Here is a 21,889-nt window from a genome sequence, read left to right as displayed (position 1 = left end):
TAACTTGTGCTTTTGTAACCATCCATGAAATTAATCTCTGACATCATTGGTGACCTGGTCGACCAGCAGACTTCCCTTGTCTCGGCACTGACCAAGACAAAGGTGCTGGCCACGAGGATCGGCAACCAGAATCTGCTGGAATGGGTAAACTTCGAACTGAAGGGCTATCCCAACACCAGCTCCCTGCCGGAATACCGGAAACTATCGGGAACGATCATCGGCGATTTCATGAACAGGGTAAGGCATGTGACCAATTACCCGATCCCATTGCCGGAGTTTGGCGGGGATGTGGATGATACGCTCCGCGAGATGCCCTTTTTGGAAGGGGCCTCTACGCTTGAACTGTTCGAGAAGAACGAAAATCCGAGCCTGGTCTTTCGCTTTCCCGATTCGGTGAAGCATTCCCTGGAAAGTATCCTGCGGAATGCAAATGGTCCCTATTTCCAGCTGCTGAACATCGGGGTTACCCTTCCGATCCATGCAGCCAACCAGGTGCTTTCCGCTGCAAGGGACAGGCTATTGGATTTTATACTGGAACTGGAAAAGCAGTTTGGTATGGAAACTGACCTCTCTGAACTCAAGAAGAACAACACTAAGATCAACTATATCATGAACAATACCATTACCAACAATGGCGACGGGAACGTGGTCAATACCGGTGAGAACGCTATGGTCAATGCGAACATCACCATCACCAAGGGAAACAAGGACCAATTGGCCAGAACGCTAAGGGACAATGGCGTGGAGACTGAGGATGTGGCCGAACTGCTCACTGTGATAGATACCGAGCAGCCCGAGGGCAGTTCTTTTGGGGCGAAAGTGAACGGCTGGATGAAAAAAATGCTGGCAAAATCCATAGATGGCACCTGGCAGATCAGTGTCGGGGCTGCTGGTAATCTATTAGCGGAAGCGCTCAAGGCCTATTATAGCTAGTTTTTTGGCCTGTTCTTATTCCTGGTCACTTTGGCATGGTTGCCGGTGTTGTTCACGTTGTGGTTTCCATTGTTGACGATCTGGTTCTGTATGTAATTGTTGATCATCTGGTTGTTCTGTTGTAGATGTCCAGTGAATGAGCCGATCTCTATCACATAACCGAACTGTTCGGCAATCTCTGTGGCGAACCCTAGCATCCGGTACCTGACCGTGCTGATGATCTGCATGGTCAGAGTGGGATTTCCACTGACCATCGCGCTGATGGGAGATACACCATTGGCGGTGAACTTGTCGGTTACCTTTTTGATGTATGCCAGCATGCCGCTGGGCACCGGTGTCCCTATTGTCTGGTCGTTCTCTACAATCTTCTTTTCCGCCATGGCCTCTACGATCCTGATGCCTTCCCTGACCTGTATGTTTCTCAACTGGGTATTGAACGGCGCTTCCAGGTTCTCGATGGGAAGGTCTATGGTTTTGTTCTGGTGTCCATCGCTGAGTACGACATTGAGGTGGGCGATCGTCTGCCGGTAGGCTGGAACCTTAGTTTCCTGTTTGTACCCGTTGATCTCCAGCTCGGTGAATTTCAGCAACCTGTCGTTTTTCACGAGCCTGGCAAAGTAGTTGAGCTTTAGCAATGCCGCCTCTACAGAGGTTTGTGGATCCAGAAGATCGTTTATGACGTTCTGGATGAGAAAAACATTTTTATCATGCATCATTTTAAATTATCTATATCTTTAAGAGTTACGACTACTAAAACTTAATTAAGTTATGCAAAATCTTGCCATTTTTTTAATCCGTTTACAGACTTTTGAACTCCGCATCATTACCAAGGCAGAATTGAAGAGCCCAATAAAACAAGATGGAAATAAGCCAGCTTATAGCCTTGCGCACGAAACACATTACTATGATTCTTTTACTTATAGGAGTGAAATCAGGGTATTAAAAGACATGGCTTTAATTGACCTGCTCTCACTTAATGACATAAGTTTAAAAAGAGAATTTGAACAGCTCAAAAAATTAAAGGAAAGGTTTAAACTCATATGGACAAATTTCCACCAGCATTATAGCGAGGTCAGAGCGGAATATCCCAGCAACTTCATATTTTCAATCCAACTCGATTACCTGTTTATCGTTAACAATCTGCAATCAGACTACGAGGATATTTATATAGGTGACGAGTTTGTGGAAAGTCTGCACGATACTTTAAAGATCAGAGACAAGTTCTTAAGTGAGCTGGTCAGCGAAATTGATGAAATCCTACATCCTCGTGAAACGTTCGAGGAATGGATGGCCAAACAGAAAAGCCAGCAACAAACTGAAAATGTCACGCTTGAGCAGCCCACAAAAATCCCATATAACCCCGATGCGGGTCGGCCAAAATTCAATCATCAGTATATAGATGATTTCTTGCAACTGATAAGAACTTATTTTTCAGAAGAACATTTCGTCCAGCTTGACGCCCTAATAAAAGCGGATGAGCAACCTGCAAGCCAGTTGATCTTCAACGGAAACAGTAATAAGCTTGCCGATGCTTTTAAGCAGCTTTATGAAGCAAACCTGATTGTGGGATGCAATAAAGCGGAACTTGAAAAATGGATTTTAAAGCACTTCTTATATAGCAATGGAGATAAAGTAAACGAATATTCGGAGGGCTGGCTCAGTGCGATTATATCTTCCGATACCAAGGTCTGCAAATCACCAATTTTAGAGGTAAGGATGAAAGACAAAGTTCCTTTTCTAATTCCAACAGTCAGAAACAAAAAAAACAGTAAATATTAGTAGGGAAACAGTAAGGATGCGGTTTAACGTGTTGTAACCCTACAAAACAAGCGACTAACATTGCGGTATCAAAACAAAAGATACCGCTTATGAAGTACACATTCGAAGAACTACCACAGGCCATTAGCGTACTGCACGAAAAGGTAGATTGTATTAAAGACCTGTTGCTGGAAAACAGGTCGCAAAACTCCCAACGTCCCCGAGACGATTTATTGACCATCAGACAGGCTTCCAAATTTCTCAGCCTGTCCGTACCCACCCTTTACACCAAAGTGAGCCGGAAGGAAATCCCCGTGAACAAGCGGGGCAAAAGACTGTATTTCTCCACGGTGGAACTATCCGAATGGGTAAGATCGGGAAGGAAGAAAACCACAGAAGAAATCTATTCCCCAACGAACGGTGTCCCACCACCAACATAACTACATATGCCTATAGCCAAGCAGATATATATCCATATAGCAACATAAATATATATCCACATAACAATGGTTTATGTGTAACAAAAACCACTGGCACAGCATGATAGTTCGGGACTGCCCAAAAGGTTGTGGCGTTTTCAAGGGTGCGTGATTGGCGGTAGAAAGGCGGTTCAAGCAGTCAGTCCCCTTTTCGGGGGCTGAGCAAGCGGAAGTTGGGCAGTGGCCCTACTTGCTTGCCCTGAGCTATCGCTACAGGGGTTTCAAGTATCCTCCGGGGATACTTGTCGGCTTTTCAAGCCGATAAAAACAGTAAACGGTATACTTTGAGGTATACCGAATATTTGAATGTAAAAATATATGTATATGTGCATTGATGCATATATCAAAATGAAAGGAGCTAATTATGAAAATGGACATTATTACAATGGATGACTTGCAGCAGTTCAAGACAGAAATGCTGAATGAAATGAAAAATATATTAAAGACTAATAGTGGTACATCAAACAAATCATGGTTGAGGAGTGCTGAGGTAAGGAAAATGCTAAATATTTCGCCAGGTACATTACAGAACCTGCGTATCAATGGCAATTTGCCATTCCGTAAGGTTGGTGGAACTATGTTTTACAGCAGGGAAAAAATTGATAAGATGATGGAGGGGAAATGAAATGAAGAAAGATGAAAATTTGCACTATATAGGATTGCGTAGATACTTCGCGCATGCGTGCGAGCAGCCACATTTTTTCCCAACGCATTTGAGCATGTTGATTGCATTGTTTCAGTGTTGTAATTATCAGGATGTAACACTTCCATTTAATGTAAGCAGAAAAACACTTATGCGATTTTCAAGGATAAAGTCTGTCTCTACATACCACAAAAATATCAGGGAGTTGAAGGAAGGCGGTTTTATTAAATATAAACCCTCATGGCATCCAAAGCTGGGAAGTGAAGTGAAGCTTAATATAGAATTGGAGAAGAACTTTTAAGGAGATAGGCAATGGAAGATATCAATGTTAAGTCTGTGCGATATCCAAAAGCAACTGATGAAAAACTGGAAAAAATCTCGTTGCAACTGGGGAGACCGAAGAAATTGGTGGTTATACAGATGGTTAATTATTTTTATGGTACAAAAAAAGATCCGATCGATTTCAACGACGAGCTACTTAAGAAAGAGCTGGTAAACGGAGTAAGCAGGATAATATCATTTTTCAAAAAGCAGGAAAAGGATTTTCTGTTACCCATGTTTACCGATAGTAACGGACTCACTATCATAGCAAAAGAGCATACAGAATATTTCAAAATAATCTGGCAGCATCTACAGAAAGAGGAAAAGAAAAGTGACGGAATTTCTAACCGTATGGTACAACTGGAAAAAGAAATTGCCAGAACTCACCAGTATCATATTGAAAAAAGTAAACTGAAGTCCAGTTTTAGAGAGATACTCAATTATTATATCAATCAGAGAGAATCTTTGGGATGGCCGGTATCAGCTGCCAAAAAGGAGGAATTGCAAAGCCATGTCAGAAAATCTCTTGAAAATATTTAGCCTATGTACATTAACATCACAGCATCTGAGACGGGAAATAACAAAGGCAGTAGTGGAGCTTTGGTCAATTATCTGGAAAAAGAGAATAGTTTACAAACTGAAAAAAACTTAGATCAGCGTTATGAAAACTGGTTCAATGGTGTAAGAAACGATATCAGAAGGCAGGAAGTTCGGGTTAAGATCGATAATAACATTGCAAAGCTTTGTCGTGATGACAGTAAGTTTTTCCTGATTAATATCAGTCCGAGCCAAAAGGAGCTGGAACATCTTTTTAAACATTATGGCGAGAGTGGCGCAAAGGAGAAAATCAAGGAATTGGCGGTAAAAATTATGGATGAATACGCCAAGAATTTCAAAAGGCCAGGAATCAATACCAATACCGATCTTTTATGGTTTGCCAAAGTTGAAAACTACCGTTACTATAAGCACACAGATAAAGAAGTAAAAAATGGAACAAAGCAAAAGGGCGATCGAAAAGAAGGACCACAAATGCACGTTCAGGTGATCGTAAGTCGGAAAGATTTAAGTAATAAAGTTAAACTTAGTCCTCAAAATACCTCAAAAGGCAAGAATGAAAAACATTCTGCAAAACTAGGGCAATTTAATCGCAGTGCATTTAAGCAGTCTGGTGAGGAGATTTTTGATAATCTATTCAAATTTGATAGAGGGCTGAAGGATAAGTTTATTTATGCAAATGTTATGAAGAACGGAACTCCTGAACAGAAAACCCAGATGCAAATGATCTCGGAACTCTCGACTGACATTTCAAGAGATATCAATATAGATAGTTTGACGAAAGGAATTGCAGATGGAGTTTTTGCCAATGTTACCGATATGATGACTATTGCAAAAGATGCTGGCGGTGGGTTATTGGAAATCTTGATGGAACCTACTTACGAATCCTCACAGACAGATTCTGTCGAGGAAGCTGAGAAACGGAGGCGTAAAAGGTTGCAGCAGTCACAGGGATTTAGTAGGTAGGTTCGGAAAAAGTCAATTAAATAATTTGTTTCTAATCATTACCATTATTTAATTGTTTTTTTAACGTATTTATAAAGCTATATTTAAGGATATTTTATCTAAATGGCCTCGATCTCAACAATTAAATATAAAAATTACAAATCCTTTTCGAATTTCAGCGTAACACTTAATGACTTTAACATTCTGGTAGGCCCTAATAATGCAGGTAAGTCAACTGTTATCGGTTCCCTTAAACTTTTGTCTGAAGGTATTAAACGAGCTAATATAAGAAAGCCAACAGCAATTTATGACAATGGAGGCTTAATGATTTGGGGATATGAAATTGATTTACGGCAGGTCCCCATTCCCACAGAAAATGTTTTTCATAACTATGACGATTCTGTACCTGCAGAAATTGTTTTCATACTCAGTAACGAGTACAAAATTATTTTTGTTTTTACAGAGTTAGATAGGTGTTACATGCAAATAGATGGTGAGACACCAATTCGTTCCCCAAAGGAATATCGGGAATTAATTGGTATAAATGTAGGATTCGTACCAATACTAGGACCAGTTGACCATCATGAACAACTTTACCAGCAACAAGCAGCTCGCTTAGCTTTGTCATCTCAACGGTCATCAAGAAATTTTAGAAACATTTGGTTTCACTACAGTGAAGATTTTCCTGAATTTCAAGAAATGGTACGTAATACATGGCCTGGGATGGATATTAATAGACCCGAAGCTGATTATACTCAGGAGGATCCGATGTTAAACATGTTTTGTCCCGAAGAAAGAATTCCAAGGGAGATTTTTTGGGCTGGATATGGTTTTCAGGTTTGGTGTCAAATGCTGACCTACATAATTAAAAATAAAGACTCAACGATTTTTCTAATTGATGAACCAGACATTTACCTGCATTCGGACCTTCAGAGGCAACTTTTGGGTATTTTAAAAGGACTTGGCCCAGACATTGTAATTGCTACTCACTCGACCGAAATTATTAGTGAAGCGGAAACAAATGATATTTTATTGATAAATAAGGCTAGTAAATCAGCCAAGCGTATAAAGGATCAAACTCAGCTTAAAGAAATTTTTGGAATACTTGGCTCAAATCTAAATCCTATTTTGACTCAGATTGCAAAAACCAGAAGGATTTTATTCGTTGAAGGAAAGGATTTTTTAATTTTTTCAAAACTGGCAAGAATATTAAAACTTGATAGAGTAGCCAATAGATCAGACTTTGCAGTGGTGCCAGTTGAAGGATTTAATCCTACTAGACTGAGGGCTTTTAAAGAAGGAATTGAAAAAACTGTCGGCTTGAAAATACTTTCAGCAGTTATTTTTGATAGAGATTATCGATCTTCGCTCGAGGTCAAAGAAGTACAAGAGGATTTAAATATCGGTCAAGTGTTTGCACATATTCATACTTTCAAAGAGTTGGAAAACATTTTATTGGTTCCAGATGCTATTGAGAAAGCTATTAATGTAAGACTTGCTGAAATAAACATACGTACTAATTCAAAACGTCAGATTAATTTAGATATTAAACAGCTCATTAGCGATATCACCAACCAATTTAAAAATCAAACCCAATCGCAACTACATGCACACAGACTTAAATATGAAAAGAGTAAGAACTCCAAGATAGATGAGGCTAACATTATTCAAAACTCATTGGATGAGTTCGATAAAATGTGGCTTAATCTTTCTGACAAGCTGAAGTTAGTCCCTGGGAAAGACTTTTTGTCGGTATTAAATCAAAAACTTCAGGAACTTTATAGTCTTACTATAACTCATACAAATATTGTTAAGAGCATGGACGCATCAATGATTCCATCGGAAATTAAAGACTTATTGGCTAACATAGAGCTGTTTCGTAAAAAAGCCCTAGACTGATCAGCGATTTTTATTTTTAGCTGTCATTTGTTGCTGCCAAGTTAAAGTGGGGTGCCTTGGCTTGCAAAGGATTTTCCAACACAAACGCTTTTGATATCTTTGCAGGATTAATAAATTGGACACAGAAATAAATATGCAGAGAATGAACTACTTGCATAGTGATGGAAACTAAATGCTACAAATATTGCAAGAAGTGCTAAACTTTTTGCCCTTAACGTCCTCTTGAACGGGCTAGACATCTCGAAATTGAATTTTTTAAATAAACACTTTATTTTTTAAGTCACTTGATAAATTAGTTTCTTCAAACATTTTTACGAGATGGGGTTTTTCAGCTTTTCTCCTTAAATACAAAATCATCTTGTAGTTTAAATTTTCGACAATAACAGAGATACGCTAAATATCCTAGTTGTGAATATAGGTCAAGAAGCTTAATAAATGAATCATTGCTTAACTGGATGTACCCAATATCTCTAGGTAGTGAATAGCAAAAAACTTCTTTTTTAAGGATCCATAAACTTCTAAATCTCGGTATTTTCCGTCCTTCAATTTTTGATTGTATTCCTCAAATTCGGAACCTAAGTTCGATATCTTACCCCCATTATGAGTTATACAGTTTCTAAAAAGTCTTAAATTGTGTAATATTAATATAGTAGGAGTTTTAATAATTTTTTGTTTATCGAACTCTAAAACCTCAGCTCTGAACTCAAGGTCGAAATCATTAATTACATCAAAGTTATTTCGGCCTTTTGAATTAGATAAATCTTTTAATAACACACATATATGCTCAAATAGAATCACACTCAATTGACAAAAAATATTCGACAAAAACTCTCTAGAAATGTTAGCCTTGTTATCCTCACTTATTACTATTTGAGCATTTGAGAGTATTTTATTAGCCCATTTTATTTCTTTATAGTCAGTATTAAACAACTTATTAAAATGCTCTACTTGCTTCTTGTCGTCTTGAACTAGATAATTTATCGGGTCTGTGAAATGATGATTAGCTATGCTCAAATTAATGCTCGCTAACCAACTATTATTAATAGCTTCAATTGACTTCTGAATAGCTAAAACTTTCAAAAAGAAGCTATTCAGGATTGTTGTGTGATTTATCTTATTTTTCATTTGTACAATATATTTCAAATCGGATTAGTCGTCAATTTCAGTAAACAACTTGTGCCTGATGGTAAAGGTAAACCGTGGAATACTTAGCATTCTTTTTTCCGGGGACAGGAATGCAATAACTAATATGTATCGAAGAATTTTCTCGCTGAGAGCATGCAAAAGGCTAAATTAGGGAAGCCATATACTACAGACATTTGAGCTCCAATGGTAAATCAATTTAGTTGATTGCATCTTTTTTGAGGGTAGTCCAGCTTCGTCTGATCCTGCACTGTCATTTAGTAATTTTGTATTTTTCCTTTATCCAGCCACCCTGGTATTGTGAAATTTTGTGCTTTTGGATGCCCAGCAAAGCTGTGCCTGAGTGCTTTTGTAGCATGATAACAACGATTGATCAGTTCTAATTGCATATCATAATATTTGAGGTCATAGTTGTTTTGGGTTATTTTATGAGCAGGTGTTTGCCTCTGTTTTCTAACATCTCGAAATTCGTCGAAAAGCATTTTCATGCCTTTCGGGTCACTTCCTGATAGTTCTGCTTTTAACCAGTCTTCAAATAGTCGAATGGTACCTTTAGCTTTTCGCTCAGTTACCCCACCTTTTCCTTCAATGGTTTCTTCGAGGTCTACTTTGTCTTTAAAAAAATCTTTATTGATGTTATCAGAAATCATTTTGTCGAGTAGGGAAACGAAGTCCAGATAATTCTTTAAAGTTGGTGAAAAAAATGGTGTGAATTCTTTAGGTCGATTATCAGGGTCATAAACTGTGCGGAATAATCGCTTCCCAAAAATATGTTCCGATAATTTATTCAAGCAATTTTGTTCCCCAATAAAGGCCGTGAATACGCTGTATGAGCTAGTCCATTTGCCAAGTATGATATTTTCATAATATGCCTGTGCAACTTTACCTTTCTTGCTGTATCTCTTACTTTTCCAAAACATCTGTTGATCTTCTGAAAGATCTTTTAAATAGCATAGTGGCACTACTGTTAACCGCTCACCGTTCTCTCCGTATCCTAGACCAAAACTTTTTAAAAACAACTCATCCTCCTCCCGAACAAGAAGCTTTTCTGTCTCATCATAATGACAATAAATAGAGCCAGAATAGTTGTTAAAACGAAAATCATATCTTGGATCACTTGCATACCTATCCAGTACCTCAATGTCGAAATAGATCAATAATAATTGTGGTTCTGCGAGCGCCAACTGTTTGGTATAGTAAGCATCCCCATATTGAATTAGGTTTCTATGAGTTTGCAAATATACTTGCGATGGATATAGACAAATTGGAAATTCAGTTCCTTCCATTGCCAGAGTAATGCCACCAAATTTTTGATATTTAACCTTTGTATCTTTCGCCTGGTCAAGCGCCCAAATTTGTTTAGAGGTTTCAAAATGTTGGAATCCGATAATGTGAGGATTGGTGCTACTTTGAATACTTATATCACCGTTTTTAACACCTTCTTTTATAAGATCAATCGATTTTTTGTAACTGATTCCAATTTTTTCAGAGATATCACGCAAGGGTATCCCATTGAAATCAGACGATTCGATGAAAAAGTCGTAAACTAAGCTGACAATTGTATTTACAATATTGTTTTGCATGGGGTAAGATAACTATCTATTAGAAATTTCCCATAATGATGAATAGAATCTTATTGTCGTACAGAAAAAACAGTCGTTTTTAATAATTTAAATGTTAATATAATTTGCACTGTAGCCAGCAAAGTCAAACCTTTATGTTGGGTACTTAATGAGATAAGAATGGATTCAACTAAAGCTTTCTCAGAAGGTCAATTTTTTCTTTTTCGCTTGCCAACAAACGTTCATATAATTCAACTATTTTTTCGATAGGATTGAAATTGTTCTGAATCGAATTATCATGAAAATTGTTGATGTTGTTAAAAATTGTCTCTTCTGTAAAATGCTTAATGCCTTCAGCAGTTACACCTAAGGCCTTTGCCACTTTATCAAGAGTAGATTCTTCAATTTCCTCACTTTGTTCCAGTTTACTAATTGCCTGTTGGCTTATGCCAAGTTCTGTAGCAAGCGCTTCCTGTTTCATTCCACGCAGTTCCCTGATACGGCTTATTTTTCTACCAATATGCATCCTGTTCGTTTTTTCTGAGGTTTCCATGGCCAAATATATTTAAAAAATTCCGACAGTTAAAAACAACCTTGTGCTTGTATTTAACAATAATTATTGGTTCGGTACGCGCCTTTTCCAATCGAAATTGGTCTTCATAATAACGATGAAGATATGAAAAAGAAATCATTAAAGCCAGTAGTGGGCCGGCAAGAGCCGTTCTCCAATTTTGTTAAAGAACTTGCAGAGCGGTTTACGCCCTTGCATATTCTTAAGTTCGGTGAAATAAATTCTATAAAGAATTCTTTTACTTCCTTTTCAATACAACAGACAAAGAGCAATTTTCACTATTACTTATTAATGGTAATAGAGGGCACCACAAGAATCGAGCATGGAGTGCAGGATTATGTAAATACGCATTTCAACCATGGCAAGATCACGATTCTGGTTCATAGCAAAGAGAGCGTAGACACCGCGATTGACGCTAATAACAGATTTTTTATAACTGTTTTTAATACAGGTATTCAGCTATACAGTCATGATGGGACGCTGAATCTATTTCCTGAATCTATTCTTGATAAAAAGATATCGCTTGAAAAAGCCCGTAAGCATTTGTATCATAGGATTCCAATGGCGCAGGGATTTTTGGACGGAGCGGGGGAATGCTACAGTAATGAAAAATTTAATGTATGCGTATTTATGCTTCACCAGGTTGTTGAGCAGTCATGCATTGCCATGATCAGGGTTTTTATGGCTTACAGGTCGGATATTCATCATTTGGGCAGGCTACTGGATATCTGTGCATGTTTCTCGGAGCAGCCGAGAGAGCTTTTGCTTGGAACGCCAGAAAACAGAAGGCTTTTTGAAAAGCTCATGAATAGTTACAGCCACGCCAGGTATAAAGATAATTTCAATGTCGAGATGGGTGATGCTGATAAACTATATAGCCTGGTTCATCATTTTTTAATTCTCGCCAAAGATCTTTGTGATAAAAAGATCAATCTTCTAACTGCCGAATGTGAAGAGGCGGAAGCAGAGAAAGGGGGAATTTGCAATGGCTGATGAAATGATGCTTGCCGGAAAACCTAAATCCCAGTTCTATAAACTTCCGTTTGATAAGAGTACCCGTATATTGAGGTTAAATGTTTTGGAGTCACACACAGAACTTCGAGCTGGGAACCGGCCATATTACATGGTTGAAAGAAAGGTACTTTCATTTAAGAAAGGGATATTGACAATTAGGGTAAAGCTCGAAAATGAGTCGCCTGTAAAAGTTTACCTGAAGGTCGAGTATGATCATTTATTGGTAAGCTGCAATATTGATACGGATGAAAATTATCTGGGAAGATATGCCTACCGTACTTTGAGGGCGATGTTATGGAATGAATTTCATGACTTTGAGGGATATTATTGGCCAGAATGCTTCAATGAAGCAACCGGAAAATCCAAATATCTTGAAGTAATCTGTGATAGATATGGAGTGGACATCAGGCTAAAAAAAGAATTTAAAGGTTTTTTCAGGCCAGATGATTATTTCCTGCACATAGCCGAACGCAAGGTATTGGAGAGAAAACTTGTGACTGATGGTTCCACGACATTAAACCATGAGTACCTTATTGGTTATTGCCTTGCAAATACCGATCCTGTCAGGTTTCATTCCAACCATTATCCATTTTTGATACCGTACAAATTTTCCCTAAATGCGGATAATAACACAGTAAAATCTTTCACTGGTTTTCTTTTCGAAGAAAACGATAGTTTTGAACAATCTGAACTGTCCGCAAATCAAACTGAGCTGAACAGCATCTGCTACGAAATGAAGAAAATGGCAAGGATTCAGTTTAGGGAATATGAAGACACTGATGAACGTTCTGACGAAATAGACGATCTCAATTTCAGCAGTAAGAGGAAGATTTTCGAACTATTCACTAAAGCACTCCCTATGATATCCAGGGAGCCGTTTACACACTATCTGTTTACCTATGGGATGAGAAATATTCAGAAGAGACCTATGAAAAAGGATATGCAGGTTGCCAGATTCTCAGATGAAGTACCGAGTTTAAATTTTTTACTTAGTGATAAGGGTGATTATTACGAACTTAAGTTGAGGTTCAAGGTAAAAGGAAAGGTCTTGCATTTTTGCGAAGATAGGATTGCCATGTTTTTCATCTGTTCGTCTTCAAACGCCACTGTTTGGTATCTTTTGGAATCCGAAACGGATTCTAGGGTAGTTCTGTTTTTTAGTCGTAAAAACTTCAAGATCCAGGTTCCTAAGGCTTATTTTAAAGAGCATTTTGAACCCTATGTAAATGAAATTAAAAAACATTATGAGCTTGAAATTAAATAGAAACAGAGACATGGAAGATATCAAAAAACTACTCGATTTTCAACCTTCCGGGCTTACCGACGAAGAAATTGAAAATGCAGATTCGGAGATGGAATATTTTTTCGTGAATTTTCCATTGCACGAGGCGAGGGCAAATTTATGGGAACTTTACAAGGGCTGGGTGCATTTGGAAGCTGAATCTCCTGAAGGAGAAGAAATGACTGATATGCTTTTCTTTTGTAACCAGATGATCAGCTTCCTGAACTTTTCTTTTATAGTAACAAGGCAGAAACCGAATAGATGAATAAATAACAGAAAGCAAGATCATCAGGAGTCGCTTTCTGTTATAATGAAATTGTTTTCAATCTACTATTGCGAGAGCCAGTCCTCCCGCATTTTCGGCCTGTGAAAGCCCAATCTCTACCCCAGGGTTTTCACTATGGTATATACGGAAATGCAATTCCGCCTTAGGTACTACAGTTCATCCGGTTTGAACCCGATCCTCTTTCGTTTAGGAACAGGTGTTTCCTTTAGTTCTAACAACTCATCAAGATATTGAAAAACAATTTCCATGTTCCTGTCTTGGTTTTCCAGATTGTTTTTTATCTTTTCTATCTCCAGACGAATTTGGGTATTATCAGCTACCATATTCCTAAGTCGTGCAAATATTCGAATGACTTGAATGTTGACATTAATGGCACGTTCACTATTAAGTATGCTTGATAACATGGCTACACCCTGTTCAGTGAATACGAAAGGGGTTGCCGGACTGAATTTTGCCGACTTTGGGAAGTTATCACAAATTGTGATAACCTACTGCCATTCCTCTTTCGTCAACCAGAGTGGACAAACCATTTTATTTGGCCCAGTTGTACCAATTTTTAAGTATTTGTAAGTGCGTTGAAAAATAAAATGTTATAACAAAATTATTATTGGCGAGATGGGGTCAATTGACAGCAGTTTATCCACCTGTTTCCAGAATGTCAATAATGTGAACATTAGCACTTTATTGAGCGCTGTTTCCAGATGTGAAATTTCGTGCAGGACTAAACCAAATGTTTTTAAAAGTAGTCTATTTTTAATATCTTGTTTAAAATTTTTATTTTAGCAGCTGTATTACTTCTATAATGAGTTAATTAACAAAGATACTAACCATCAAAAAATAAATTTATACTTCAACCATAAGCAATGTACATATGGGCAATATAAATTCTGATTATTATTTCCTCAAATGGGGAGGTGAAATGGACGAGCTTATAAGAGCAAAAAACCGGATTAAAACCTCTTTCGGTTATCCTTCTGACTGGCCACAAAGCTTGCAAACCATGATTGCCGTAATGTTCTATAATTCTTTTGGAATGTATATCCCCTGGGGCAGCGAATAAACCAAGTTTTAACTCAATAACCTATAATCAATTCTGCATTCAAAATGAAAGCAACTTCTGCAACAACTCATAAAAAATCTTCAGTTGAAAACGTAGTCAAAGAAAATTCTTTTCCAGTTGTTGCCATTGGCGCATCCGCAGGAGGATTGGAGGCAATCACCGAGTTATTAAAAAATCTTCCGTCCGACACAGGCATGTCCTTTATTTATGTGCAGCACCTTAGCCCCGACCACAAAAGCATGTTGACTGAAATTTTATCGAAGCATACGAAAATGAAGGTGCAGGAAATTGATCAAATGGATAAAATAGAGCCTGATAGTGTTTTCATTATTCCGCATGACAAAGGAATTGAAGTAACTGATGGGCACATAAAATTAATACCACGTGCAGAAAACAGTTCGGCAATTTCTATTGACATTCTTTTTTCATCACTTGCACATGCGCAAAAAGAACTGGTTATCGGAGTTATTCTTAGCGGCAGCGGCAGCGATGGAACGGCAGGCATGAAAGCCATCAAGCTCGAAGGTGGTTTAACCTTTGCGCAAGATGACACAGCAAAATTCGCAAGTATGCCTCAAAGTGCCATTGTAGCGGGCGCAGTTGATTTTATTTTATCGCCAAAGGAAATTGCACTTGAGTTAGCGCGACTAAGCAAACATCCATTTATAAAATCAAACGGCAACATAAAGAACACCGCAAGTATACCGGGGAAGGTGGCTAAAGAAGATTTGATTAATAATAATAATCCTGATTTAGAAAATATTCTTAATCACCTGCAAAGCACCACAGGTGTTGATTTCAGCCAGTATAAAATGACCACCATCAAAAGGCGAATCATTCGCAGAATGTTTTTGTATAAAATAGAGACGCTAAAAGAGTATGCAGATTATCTTGACAAAAAAAACGAGGAGATAGATATTCTCTATCAGGACTTGCTGATTAATGTAACCAGTTTTTTTCGCGATACCGACACACACAAATATTTAGAGGAACATCTTTTCCCCAAGCTACTCGACAGAAAAAAAACAGGACAGCCGTTGCGAATTTGGGTTCCCGCATGTGCATCAGGCGAAGAGGCCTATTCCATTGCCATGATTTTGCTTGAACTGCAAGAGAGCAGGGACACTGCAAAAATTCCAGTTCAGATTTTTGCTACCGATCTAAGCGCACAGGCAATCAGCAAAGCCCGTATCGGTATCTATTCAAAAAAGGAACTGGAAACCGTTTCGCCAGAACGCATTGAGAATTTCTTCACCAAAACAGCTGGCGGCTACCGCGTTAGTAAATCTGTGCGTGAAATGTGTGTGTTTGCTCCCCATAATATTTTGCGTGACCCACCTTATTCACGCCTTGATTTTATAAGTTGCTGCAACCTCTTTATTTATTTTGATGTTGCAGCACAAAAAAAGGCCATGAACACTTTTCACTATGCATTGAATGATGATGGATTTTTAATGCTTGGTAAATCAGAAACCATTAGTCAGTCTGCAAATCTTTTTACGGGAGTAAACAAAAAGTATAAAATATTTTCACGAAAAATAAATTCGGGCGTGCGCATTTTCCCGCAATTATCGCAGCGATTCGCAAACCAAACTTTGGCAGAAAAAAATATCCCCACAGAAAACAAAAAGACAAAGCATCAATCCAACAATTCAACAATGCAACAATTAAACAATGTGGATTCCGCTATTGACACTGTGCTTCTTTCAGAATTTATGCCTTCCAGCGTAGCCATCAATCACCAAATGGAGATTGTGCAATTCCGAGGCGCAACAGAGTTATTTTTAACACACCCGAAAGGCAAAGCCAATTTGAACATTTTAAAAATGGCGAGACCAGAAATTGCGTTTGAACTTCGCACTGCAATTGCAAAAGCTATCAAAACAAAGAAGCGTATGTATAAAGGCGGTATTGAAATAAAAACGGATGCCGCAGTGAAAATTATTTCCGTTGAAGTGGTGCCGCTTAAAATTCAATCCGATGAACCGTTGCTCTTAATTCTTTTTACGGAACATATGCAGGTTGAAACCTTTTCAACATCAAACGAAAAAGGAAAAAACAATTCAGTTGCATTAGATCGCAGAATAAAAAAATTAGAAGAAGAACTTGCTGCTGCACATGCCGATGCACTATCATTTACGGAGGAGCAGGAAGCATATATAGAAGAACTGCAAAGTGCCAGTGAAGAAGTAGTTAGCAGCAACGAAGAACTACAAACGGTGAACGAGGAATTAGAAACTTCAAAAGAAGAAATCGAAAGCGCCAACGAAGAACTCATTACCACCAATCAGGAATTGCAGATGCGCAACGACCTGCTCAACGAATCTTATGACTTTACCGAAGCTGTGGTTGCCACGATACATGATTCAATGATTGTGCTCGATAAGAACCTTCGCATAGTTTCTGCCAGCAAATCATTCTATAAAAACTTTGGTGTAACGGATACCGAAACAGAAGGAATGCTTTTGTATGATCTGGGAAACAGGCAATGGAACATCCCACGCCTGCGTGAGTTTTTGGAAGATATCCTTCCAAAAAATTCTCACTTCGAGGATTTTGAAGTCACACACAACTTTCCGCACATAGGCGAAAAAATAATGATGCTTAATGCAAGCCGCATTGTTCAGAAATCAAAGCGTGAACCATTAATACTTCTCTCCATTCAGGATATTACCGACATGAGAGATAAAGCAAATGAACTTCAGGCCAAAGAAAAAAAATACCTGAGCCGCTTTCAAAACCTGCTGATGGAAGCGCCCGCCATTGTTTGTGTTCTTCGAGGCCCCACCCATATCTACGAACTTGCCAATGCAAATTATATAGAGTTAGTCGGACATCGCCAAGTTGTTGGCAAGCCAATAAGGGAAGCATTGCCTGAACTTGAGGGACAGGGATTCTATGAAATTTTAGATGCGGTTTATAAAACAGGGAAATCTTTTTTTGGCAATGAAATGCCCGTTAAATTGATCAAGGGAAATGGAAAGGCGGAAGATTGTTATGTAAACTTTGTATATCAGGCATCTTATAACGAGGATGAAATAGATGGCATATTAGTTTATGGAGTAGAGGTTACCGAACAGGTGAATGCACGAAAAAAAATTGAAGAAAGCGAACAACGATTTCAGGCGGCAGTAAAGGCAGTTCAGGGTATTTTATGGACCAATAATGCAAGTGGAGAAATGGAGGGAGAGCAGGTAGGCTGGGCTTTACTCACAGGACAAACTAATAAAGAATACCAAGGTTACGGCTGGACAAATGCAGTACACCCAGACGATGTAAAACCCACAGTAGAAGCATGGAATGAGGCAGTGAAAGAACGCAAGACATTTATTTTTGAACACCGGCTTAAGACAAAAAATGGGGAATGGCGGGATTTTTCGATACGGGCAATACCGCTCTTAAACGACGATGGGATATTGATACAGTGGGTGGGTGTACATACAGACATTACAGATAAAAAACAAGCGGCAAGATCACTGAAGGCAAACGAGGAAAAACTAAATATTGTTATTGAAGCAAGTGAACTTGGTACTTATGAATTGAATTTAAAAACTAAAGACCCTACCTATTCAAAAAGATACCTGGAAATTTTAGGTGGATATAAAGAGGATATTAAATTAACTCATGCCCAGCTTCTTCAGCATCTACATCCTGATGATTTTCATATTCGGGAAAAAGCATTTAAGGAAGCAATTATATCAGGTTATCTAGACTACGAGGCAAGGCTGATATGGAATGATAAATCCATTCACTGGATGAAAGCGAAAGGAAGAGTTTTTTATAATGAAGAAAATAATCCGGAGAAACTATTAGGAACTATAAGGGACATAACCAAAGAAAGAAATCATCAGCAGGAATTGGAAGAAAGTGAAGAGAGATTTCGTAACGTAGCGGACAGCGCCCCAGTGTTAATCTGGATGTCAGGCACGGATAAGCTCTGCTATTTCTTCAATAAAGGATGGCTTAATTTTACCGGCCGCACCATGGAAGAGGAATCTGGAAATGGATGGGCGGACGGCGTACATCCGGACGATCTGCAAAGATGTTTGGATATTTATTTGTCATCCTTTGATAAAAGAGAGCCTTTTTATATGGAGTACCGGCTAAAAAGGCATGATAGGGAATACCGGTGGTTATCTGATAGCGGGGTACCCCGTTTTACATCAGGCGGAGTATTTGAAGGTTATATCGGTGCCTGTATGGATATCAATGAGCAAAAAAAGGCAGAAGAACAATTCAAGGCACTGGCAGACCAGGCCCCGATGTGGGTCTGGCTAACCGATAAGGAAGTGAATATTTTATACACCAACCCAGAAGTGCTTAAATTTATCGGCATTGCACATTATTCAGAATTTACAGGAAATATGTGGGAACAAAAAGTGCATCCGGAAGATATAGGAATGGTTTACCAGTCTTTCGCCGAAGCAGTTTCGTTGCAGAAATCTTTTTCATTTGATTTCCGTGTGCTCAATGCATCAACACAGCAGTACGAATGGTTTTATCTAAAAGCAGTTCCCCGAATGGAATCAGGTGAGTTTACGGGTTTTATCGGCACAGCCATAAACATCAACGAACAAAGATTGATAATATCTCAGCTTGAATACCGCAAAGCGTTACTGGAAGCACACAACGAAGCAAGTATAGATGGTATTTTATTAGTGGATACAAAAGGCAAGATCCTTTCTTACAACCACAGGTTTGTGGAGATATGGAATATGCCACAGCCAATAGTGGACGTAAAAGATGATGACGCAGCATTGACTTTTGCATTAACCCAACTAGTGCACCCAGAACAGTTTATCGAAAAAGTAAAAAGGTTATACGAGCATCCTGATGAAATTAGTATAGATGAACTCGAATTTAAAGATGGCAGAATAATCGAAAGGTATGGCTACCCAGTGGCTGCAGCAGATGGAAGTTATTATGCGTGGAGCTGGATGTTCAGGGATATAACCCAGCAAAGAGAATATGAAAGAGCAATAATGGAAAGCGAAGAAACATTTCGCCTGCTTGCTGATTCAATGCCACAACAAATATGGACATCAGACACAGAAGGCAATTTGAACTATTATAACCAATCTGTTTTTGATTATTCCGGTTTGAGCCTGGAACAAATCAATGAAGATGGATGGATACAAATAGTGCATCCCGATGATAGGGAAGAGAACATCAAACAATGGCTGAATGCCATATCAACCGGTGAAGATTTTTTGGTGGAACACCGCTTCAGGAGACATGACGGCGAATACCGCTGGCAACTTAGCCGGGCCATTCCGCAGCGGGATGCAAATGGTAAAATTCAAATGTGGGTGGGTACGAGCACAGATATACAGGAGCAAAAAACGAGAGAAGAAAAGAAAGATGAATTCATCAGTATCGCAAGCCATGAAATGAAAACCCCGCTTACCACTGCGAACGGATATTTGCAGATACTCGAACGTTTGTTGGATCAAGATAACGCAAATGCGAGCCTGTATGCAAAAAAAGCAAGGCAGTCGGTTAACAGGCTCAATGAATTGGCAAGCGAACTGCTGGACGTAAGCAAGATAAGGTTTGGTAAGCTAAATTATACGATAACCAATTTCAATTTTAACGATATGATTGAAAGTACTGTCGAAAGTATACAGCTTACTTCAGCAAAACACATTATCGTAAAAACCGGTCAAGCGAAAGATACCGTAAACGGGGATGAGGACAGGCTGCAGCAGGTTGTCATTAATTTATTGACCAATGCCATCAAATATTCGCCCGGTGCCGAAAAGGTTGTTGTTAACGTAGAACAGAACAATGATCACATAACCGTTTCAGTAAAAGACGCGGGCATTGGTATTGCCCAGAAAAGTCTTGACAAAATATTCGAAAAGTACCATCGGGTGGAAGAACATTCAGGGCAATTTCAGGGTTTGGGCATTGGCCTGTTTATTTCTTATGAAATTATCCAGCGACATCACGGCAGATTGTGGGCAGAAAGTGAACCGGGAAAAGGAAGTACTTTTTATTTTACCATACCAGTTCACATTAAATTGCAGTAATGATGAAGGTTGTTGACCAAATTAAATCAACTTTAAACGTCTCGAAAAATGAAACTGGATGGATTGGAAGGTAGTATCGAGTGCAAAGTTAGTTTTGAAAAACCATTTAGTTGCAGGGGTGTTCGCTAGGAAAGTAAGCTATGGAAATTAAAACGATCATCGGGATCAGTGCGGGGGTGCTCACCGCAGTGTCTATCCTTCCACAGATTTTAAAAGTACTTAGGGAGAAAAAAGCGCAGGCGGTTTCGCCTTTGATGTTTTTTGTTCTGCTTGCTGGAAATTTGCTGTGGTGTTGGTACGGGCTGATCTTGAATGAACTTCCGATTGTGGTGACCAATGCCTTTTCGGTAGGCTGTGATATTTTGATGATTGTGGTCAACTACAAGTATTCCAAGAGATAGTTTAAGCTAAGCGCTCGATCTTAGCCAAAAATTGGTGGATGTCAAACGGTTTTTCGATATAGTCTTCGGCCTTGCATCCTACTTTTAAATTCGCCAGCTCTTTATGAGCGGACATCATGATGATCGGGATGTTACTGGTCTTTGGGTCAGCTTTGAGTTGCTGGCAAATGTCCAGTCCATTGCCGTCGGGAAGCATGACATCTAGTAACAGCACATCCAGGTGCTCATTTTGGATACTTTCATAGAAGTCGGCGGCTGTCGGGTAGCTTTTCACCTGGTAATCCTCCAGTTCTAACATCAGGGTAAACAGTTCCCGAAAGTCTTGGTTATCTTCGAGTACAAATACGCATTTTTTCATGGGTTAGGTGCATAGAGTTAACCCTATTTTTTTCTTTTTGATAAACGTCATGCTGTTGTTTGCAGCTAAAAAATATGCTTACCAGATTGTTGTATGGTAATAAAAATCTATCACTCTTGATGTTGCCATGCCAGCGATGACCTCATCAGATAATGCAGATCTGATTGGCGCAATAGCGTTTCGTTATGGTATATACGGAAATGCAATTCCGCCTCTAGGTACTACAGTTCATCCGGTTTGAACCCAATCCTCTTTCGCTTGGGGGCAGGTATCTCCTTTATCGCTAACAGCTCATCCAGATATTGAAAAACTATTTCCATGTTCTTGTCCTGGTTCTCTAGCTTGTTCTTTATCTTTTCTATCTCCAGACGAATTTGGGTATTATCAGTTACCATATTCCTGAGTCGTGCAAATATCCGGATGACTTGAATGTTGACATTAATTGCACGCTCACTATTCAGGATACTGGATAACATGGCTACACCCTGTTCAGTGAATACGAAAGGGGTCGCCGGACTGAATTTTGCCGACTTCGGGAGGTTATCACAAATTGTGATAACCTGCTGCCATTCCTCTTTTGTCAACTGGAACATGAAATCGTTTGGAAAACGCTGAATGTTGCGTTTGACTGCCTGTTTGAGTGCACG

At 38.9% G+C, this 21,889-nt stretch carries 19 protein-coding genes; 13 read left to right on the top strand and 6 right to left on the bottom strand.

Features of this window, described 5'->3' with window-relative positions:
- Positions 1–24: 24 nt before the first annotated feature.
- On the top strand, positions 25–933 hold the full coding sequence (locus EZ449_RS20945) for an AbiTii domain-containing protein (protein WP_131562610.1): 909 nt from the start codon (positions 25–27) through the stop codon (positions 931–933).
- Here EZ449_RS20945 and EZ449_RS20940 read toward each other — a convergent pair.
- Positions 930–1,649, bottom strand: coding sequence for an AbiTii domain-containing protein (locus EZ449_RS20940; protein WP_131562608.1), 720 nt, complete (start codon positions 1,647–1,649; stop codon positions 930–932). The two genes, EZ449_RS20945 and EZ449_RS20940, sit on opposite strands and share 4 nt — an antisense overlap.
- 232 nt (positions 1,650–1,881) lie before the next feature.
- On the opposite strand from EZ449_RS20940, the gene EZ449_RS20935 reads away from it, so the two are divergent.
- The 6 genes from EZ449_RS20935 (at position 1,882) to EZ449_RS20910 (ending at position 7,533) form a co-directional block, all read left to right on the top strand.
- On the top strand, positions 1,882–2,712 hold the full coding sequence (locus EZ449_RS20935) for a hypothetical protein (protein WP_131562607.1): 831 nt from the start codon (positions 1,882–1,884) through the stop codon (positions 2,710–2,712).
- Between the two features lie 89 nt (positions 2,713–2,801).
- Positions 2,802–3,131, top strand: a complete 330-nt coding sequence (locus EZ449_RS20930; protein ID WP_131562605.1) for a helix-turn-helix domain-containing protein — start codon at positions 2,802–2,804, stop codon at positions 3,129–3,131.
- A 403-nt stretch (positions 3,132–3,534) separates the two neighbouring features.
- Positions 3,535–3,795, top strand: a complete 261-nt coding sequence (locus EZ449_RS20925) for a helix-turn-helix domain-containing protein (RefSeq protein ID WP_131562603.1) — start codon at positions 3,535–3,537, stop codon at positions 3,793–3,795.
- 330 nt (positions 3,796–4,125) lie between these two features.
- A complete protein-coding gene (locus EZ449_RS20920) occupies positions 4,126–4,674 on the top strand; it encodes a BfmA/BtgA family mobilization protein (protein ID WP_131562601.1) in 549 nt (182 codons plus the stop codon).
- 3 nt (positions 4,675–4,677) lie between these two features.
- On the top strand, positions 4,678–5,655 hold the full coding sequence (locus EZ449_RS20915; RefSeq protein ID WP_131562599.1) for a DUF5712 family protein: 978 nt from the start codon (positions 4,678–4,680) through the stop codon (positions 5,653–5,655).
- Between the two features lie 102 nt (positions 5,656–5,757).
- Complete coding sequence (locus tag EZ449_RS20910) at positions 5,758–7,533, top strand: ATP-dependent nuclease (RefSeq protein ID WP_131562597.1); 1,776 nt, start codon at positions 5,758–5,760, stop codon at positions 7,531–7,533.
- 447 nt (positions 7,534–7,980) lie between these two features.
- On the opposite strand, the gene EZ449_RS20905 is transcribed toward EZ449_RS20910, so the two are convergent.
- From EZ449_RS20905 to EZ449_RS20895, 3 genes are all read right to left on the bottom strand, one after another.
- Positions 7,981–8,658 (bottom strand): hypothetical protein, encoded by a 678-nt coding sequence (locus EZ449_RS20905; protein ID WP_131562596.1) that lies wholly within the window; start codon positions 8,656–8,658, stop codon positions 7,981–7,983.
- Positions 8,659–8,933: 275 nt separating this feature from the next.
- A complete protein-coding gene (locus EZ449_RS20900; protein WP_131562594.1) occupies positions 8,934–10,259 on the bottom strand; it encodes a hypothetical protein in 1,326 nt (441 codons plus the stop codon).
- A 169-nt stretch (positions 10,260–10,428) separates the two neighbouring features.
- Complete coding sequence (locus tag EZ449_RS20895; protein ID WP_131562592.1) at positions 10,429–10,791, bottom strand: helix-turn-helix domain-containing protein; 363 nt, start codon at positions 10,789–10,791, stop codon at positions 10,429–10,431.
- A gap of 123 nt (positions 10,792–10,914) precedes the next feature.
- Between EZ449_RS20895 and EZ449_RS20890 the strand changes: the two genes are divergently transcribed.
- The 6 genes from EZ449_RS20890 (at position 10,915) to EZ449_RS20860 (ending at position 20,884) form a co-directional block, all read left to right on the top strand.
- Entirely contained in the window at positions 10,915–11,802 is an 888-nt protein-coding gene (locus tag EZ449_RS20890) for a HEPN domain-containing protein (RefSeq protein WP_131562590.1), read from the top strand.
- On the top strand, positions 11,759–13,087 hold the full coding sequence (locus EZ449_RS20885; protein ID WP_131562588.1) for a hypothetical protein: 1,329 nt from the start codon (positions 11,759–11,761) through the stop codon (positions 13,085–13,087). The genes EZ449_RS20890 and EZ449_RS20885 overlap by 44 nt, the downstream gene beginning before the upstream one ends.
- Positions 13,068–13,370: a hypothetical protein gene (locus tag EZ449_RS20880; RefSeq protein WP_131562587.1), complete on the top strand. Its 303-nt coding sequence runs from the start codon at positions 13,068–13,070 to the stop codon at positions 13,368–13,370. The genes EZ449_RS20885 and EZ449_RS20880 overlap by 20 nt, the downstream gene beginning before the upstream one ends.
- A gap of 892 nt (positions 13,371–14,262) precedes the next feature.
- A complete protein-coding gene (locus EZ449_RS20870; RefSeq protein ID WP_131562584.1) occupies positions 14,263–14,451 on the top strand; it encodes a hypothetical protein in 189 nt (62 codons plus the stop codon).
- Positions 14,452–14,495: 44 nt separating this feature from the next.
- Positions 14,496–20,483 carry a PAS domain S-box protein gene (locus tag EZ449_RS20865; protein ID WP_131562582.1) on the top strand — a complete coding sequence of 1,996 codons (5,988 nt, stop codon included), beginning with the start codon at positions 14,496–14,498 and terminating at the stop codon, positions 20,481–20,483.
- Between the two features lie 140 nt (positions 20,484–20,623).
- On the top strand, positions 20,624–20,884 hold the full coding sequence (locus tag EZ449_RS20860) for a SemiSWEET family sugar transporter (protein WP_131562580.1): 261 nt from the start codon (positions 20,624–20,626) through the stop codon (positions 20,882–20,884).
- A gap of 1 nt (position 20,885) precedes the next feature.
- On the opposite strand, the gene EZ449_RS20855 is transcribed toward EZ449_RS20860, so the two are convergent.
- The gene (locus tag EZ449_RS20855; protein ID WP_131562578.1) at positions 20,886–21,242 is read right to left on the bottom strand and encodes a response regulator transcription factor; all 357 of its coding nucleotides are present in this window, start codon (positions 21,240–21,242) and stop codon (positions 20,886–20,888) included.
- Positions 21,243–21,463: 221 nt separating this feature from the next.
- The coding region (locus EZ449_RS20850; protein ID WP_131562576.1) for an ORF6N domain-containing protein at positions 21,464–21,889 on the bottom strand (426 nt) is incomplete at its 5' end.

Origin of the sequence: Pedobacter frigidisoli, from assembly GCF_004331675.1 — a bacterium.
Classification (GTDB): domain Bacteria; phylum Bacteroidota; class Bacteroidia; order Sphingobacteriales; family Sphingobacteriaceae; genus Pedobacter; species Pedobacter frigidisoli.
Note: the sequence above shows the minus strand (reverse complement) of the source record. Positions and strands in the feature narration are given on the sequence as shown.

Coding starts and splice junctions, on each gene's coding strand:
- EZ449_RS20905 (WP_131562596.1), bottom strand. CDS start 8,658: ATGAAAAATAAGATAAATCACACAACAATCCTGAATAGCTTCTTTTTG.
- EZ449_RS20870 (WP_131562584.1), top strand. CDS start 14,263: ATGGGCAATATAAATTCTGATTATTATTTCCTCAAATGGGGAGGTGAA.
- EZ449_RS20935 (WP_131562607.1), top strand. CDS start 1,882: ATGGCTTTAATTGACCTGCTCTCACTTAATGACATAAGTTTAAAAAGA.
- EZ449_RS20930 (WP_131562605.1), top strand. CDS start 2,802: ATGAAGTACACATTCGAAGAACTACCACAGGCCATTAGCGTACTGCAC.
- EZ449_RS20910 (WP_131562597.1), top strand. CDS start 5,758: ATGGCCTCGATCTCAACAATTAAATATAAAAATTACAAATCCTTTTCG.
- EZ449_RS20945 (WP_131562610.1), top strand. CDS start 25: ATGAAATTAATCTCTGACATCATTGGTGACCTGGTCGACCAGCAGACT.
- EZ449_RS20860 (WP_131562580.1), top strand. CDS start 20,624: ATGGAAATTAAAACGATCATCGGGATCAGTGCGGGGGTGCTCACCGCA.
- EZ449_RS20880 (WP_131562587.1), top strand. CDS start 13,068: ATGAGCTTGAAATTAAATAGAAACAGAGACATGGAAGATATCAAAAAA.
- EZ449_RS20940 (WP_131562608.1), bottom strand. CDS start 1,649: ATGATGCATGATAAAAATGTTTTTCTCATCCAGAACGTCATAAACGAT.
- EZ449_RS20855 (WP_131562578.1), bottom strand. CDS start 21,242: ATGAAAAAATGCGTATTTGTACTCGAAGATAACCAAGACTTTCGGGAA.
- EZ449_RS20895 (WP_131562592.1), bottom strand. CDS start 10,791: ATGGAAACCTCAGAAAAAACGAACAGGATGCATATTGGTAGAAAAATA.
- EZ449_RS20915 (WP_131562599.1), top strand. CDS start 4,678: ATGTACATTAACATCACAGCATCTGAGACGGGAAATAACAAAGGCAGT.
- EZ449_RS20865 (WP_131562582.1), top strand. CDS start 14,496: ATGAAAGCAACTTCTGCAACAACTCATAAAAAATCTTCAGTTGAAAAC.
- EZ449_RS20890 (WP_131562590.1), top strand. CDS start 10,915: ATGAAAAAGAAATCATTAAAGCCAGTAGTGGGCCGGCAAGAGCCGTTC.
- EZ449_RS20925 (WP_131562603.1), top strand. CDS start 3,535: ATGAAAATGGACATTATTACAATGGATGACTTGCAGCAGTTCAAGACA.
- EZ449_RS20920 (WP_131562601.1), top strand. CDS start 4,126: ATGGAAGATATCAATGTTAAGTCTGTGCGATATCCAAAAGCAACTGAT.
- EZ449_RS20900 (WP_131562594.1), bottom strand. CDS start 10,259: ATGCAAAACAATATTGTAAATACAATTGTCAGCTTAGTTTACGACTTT.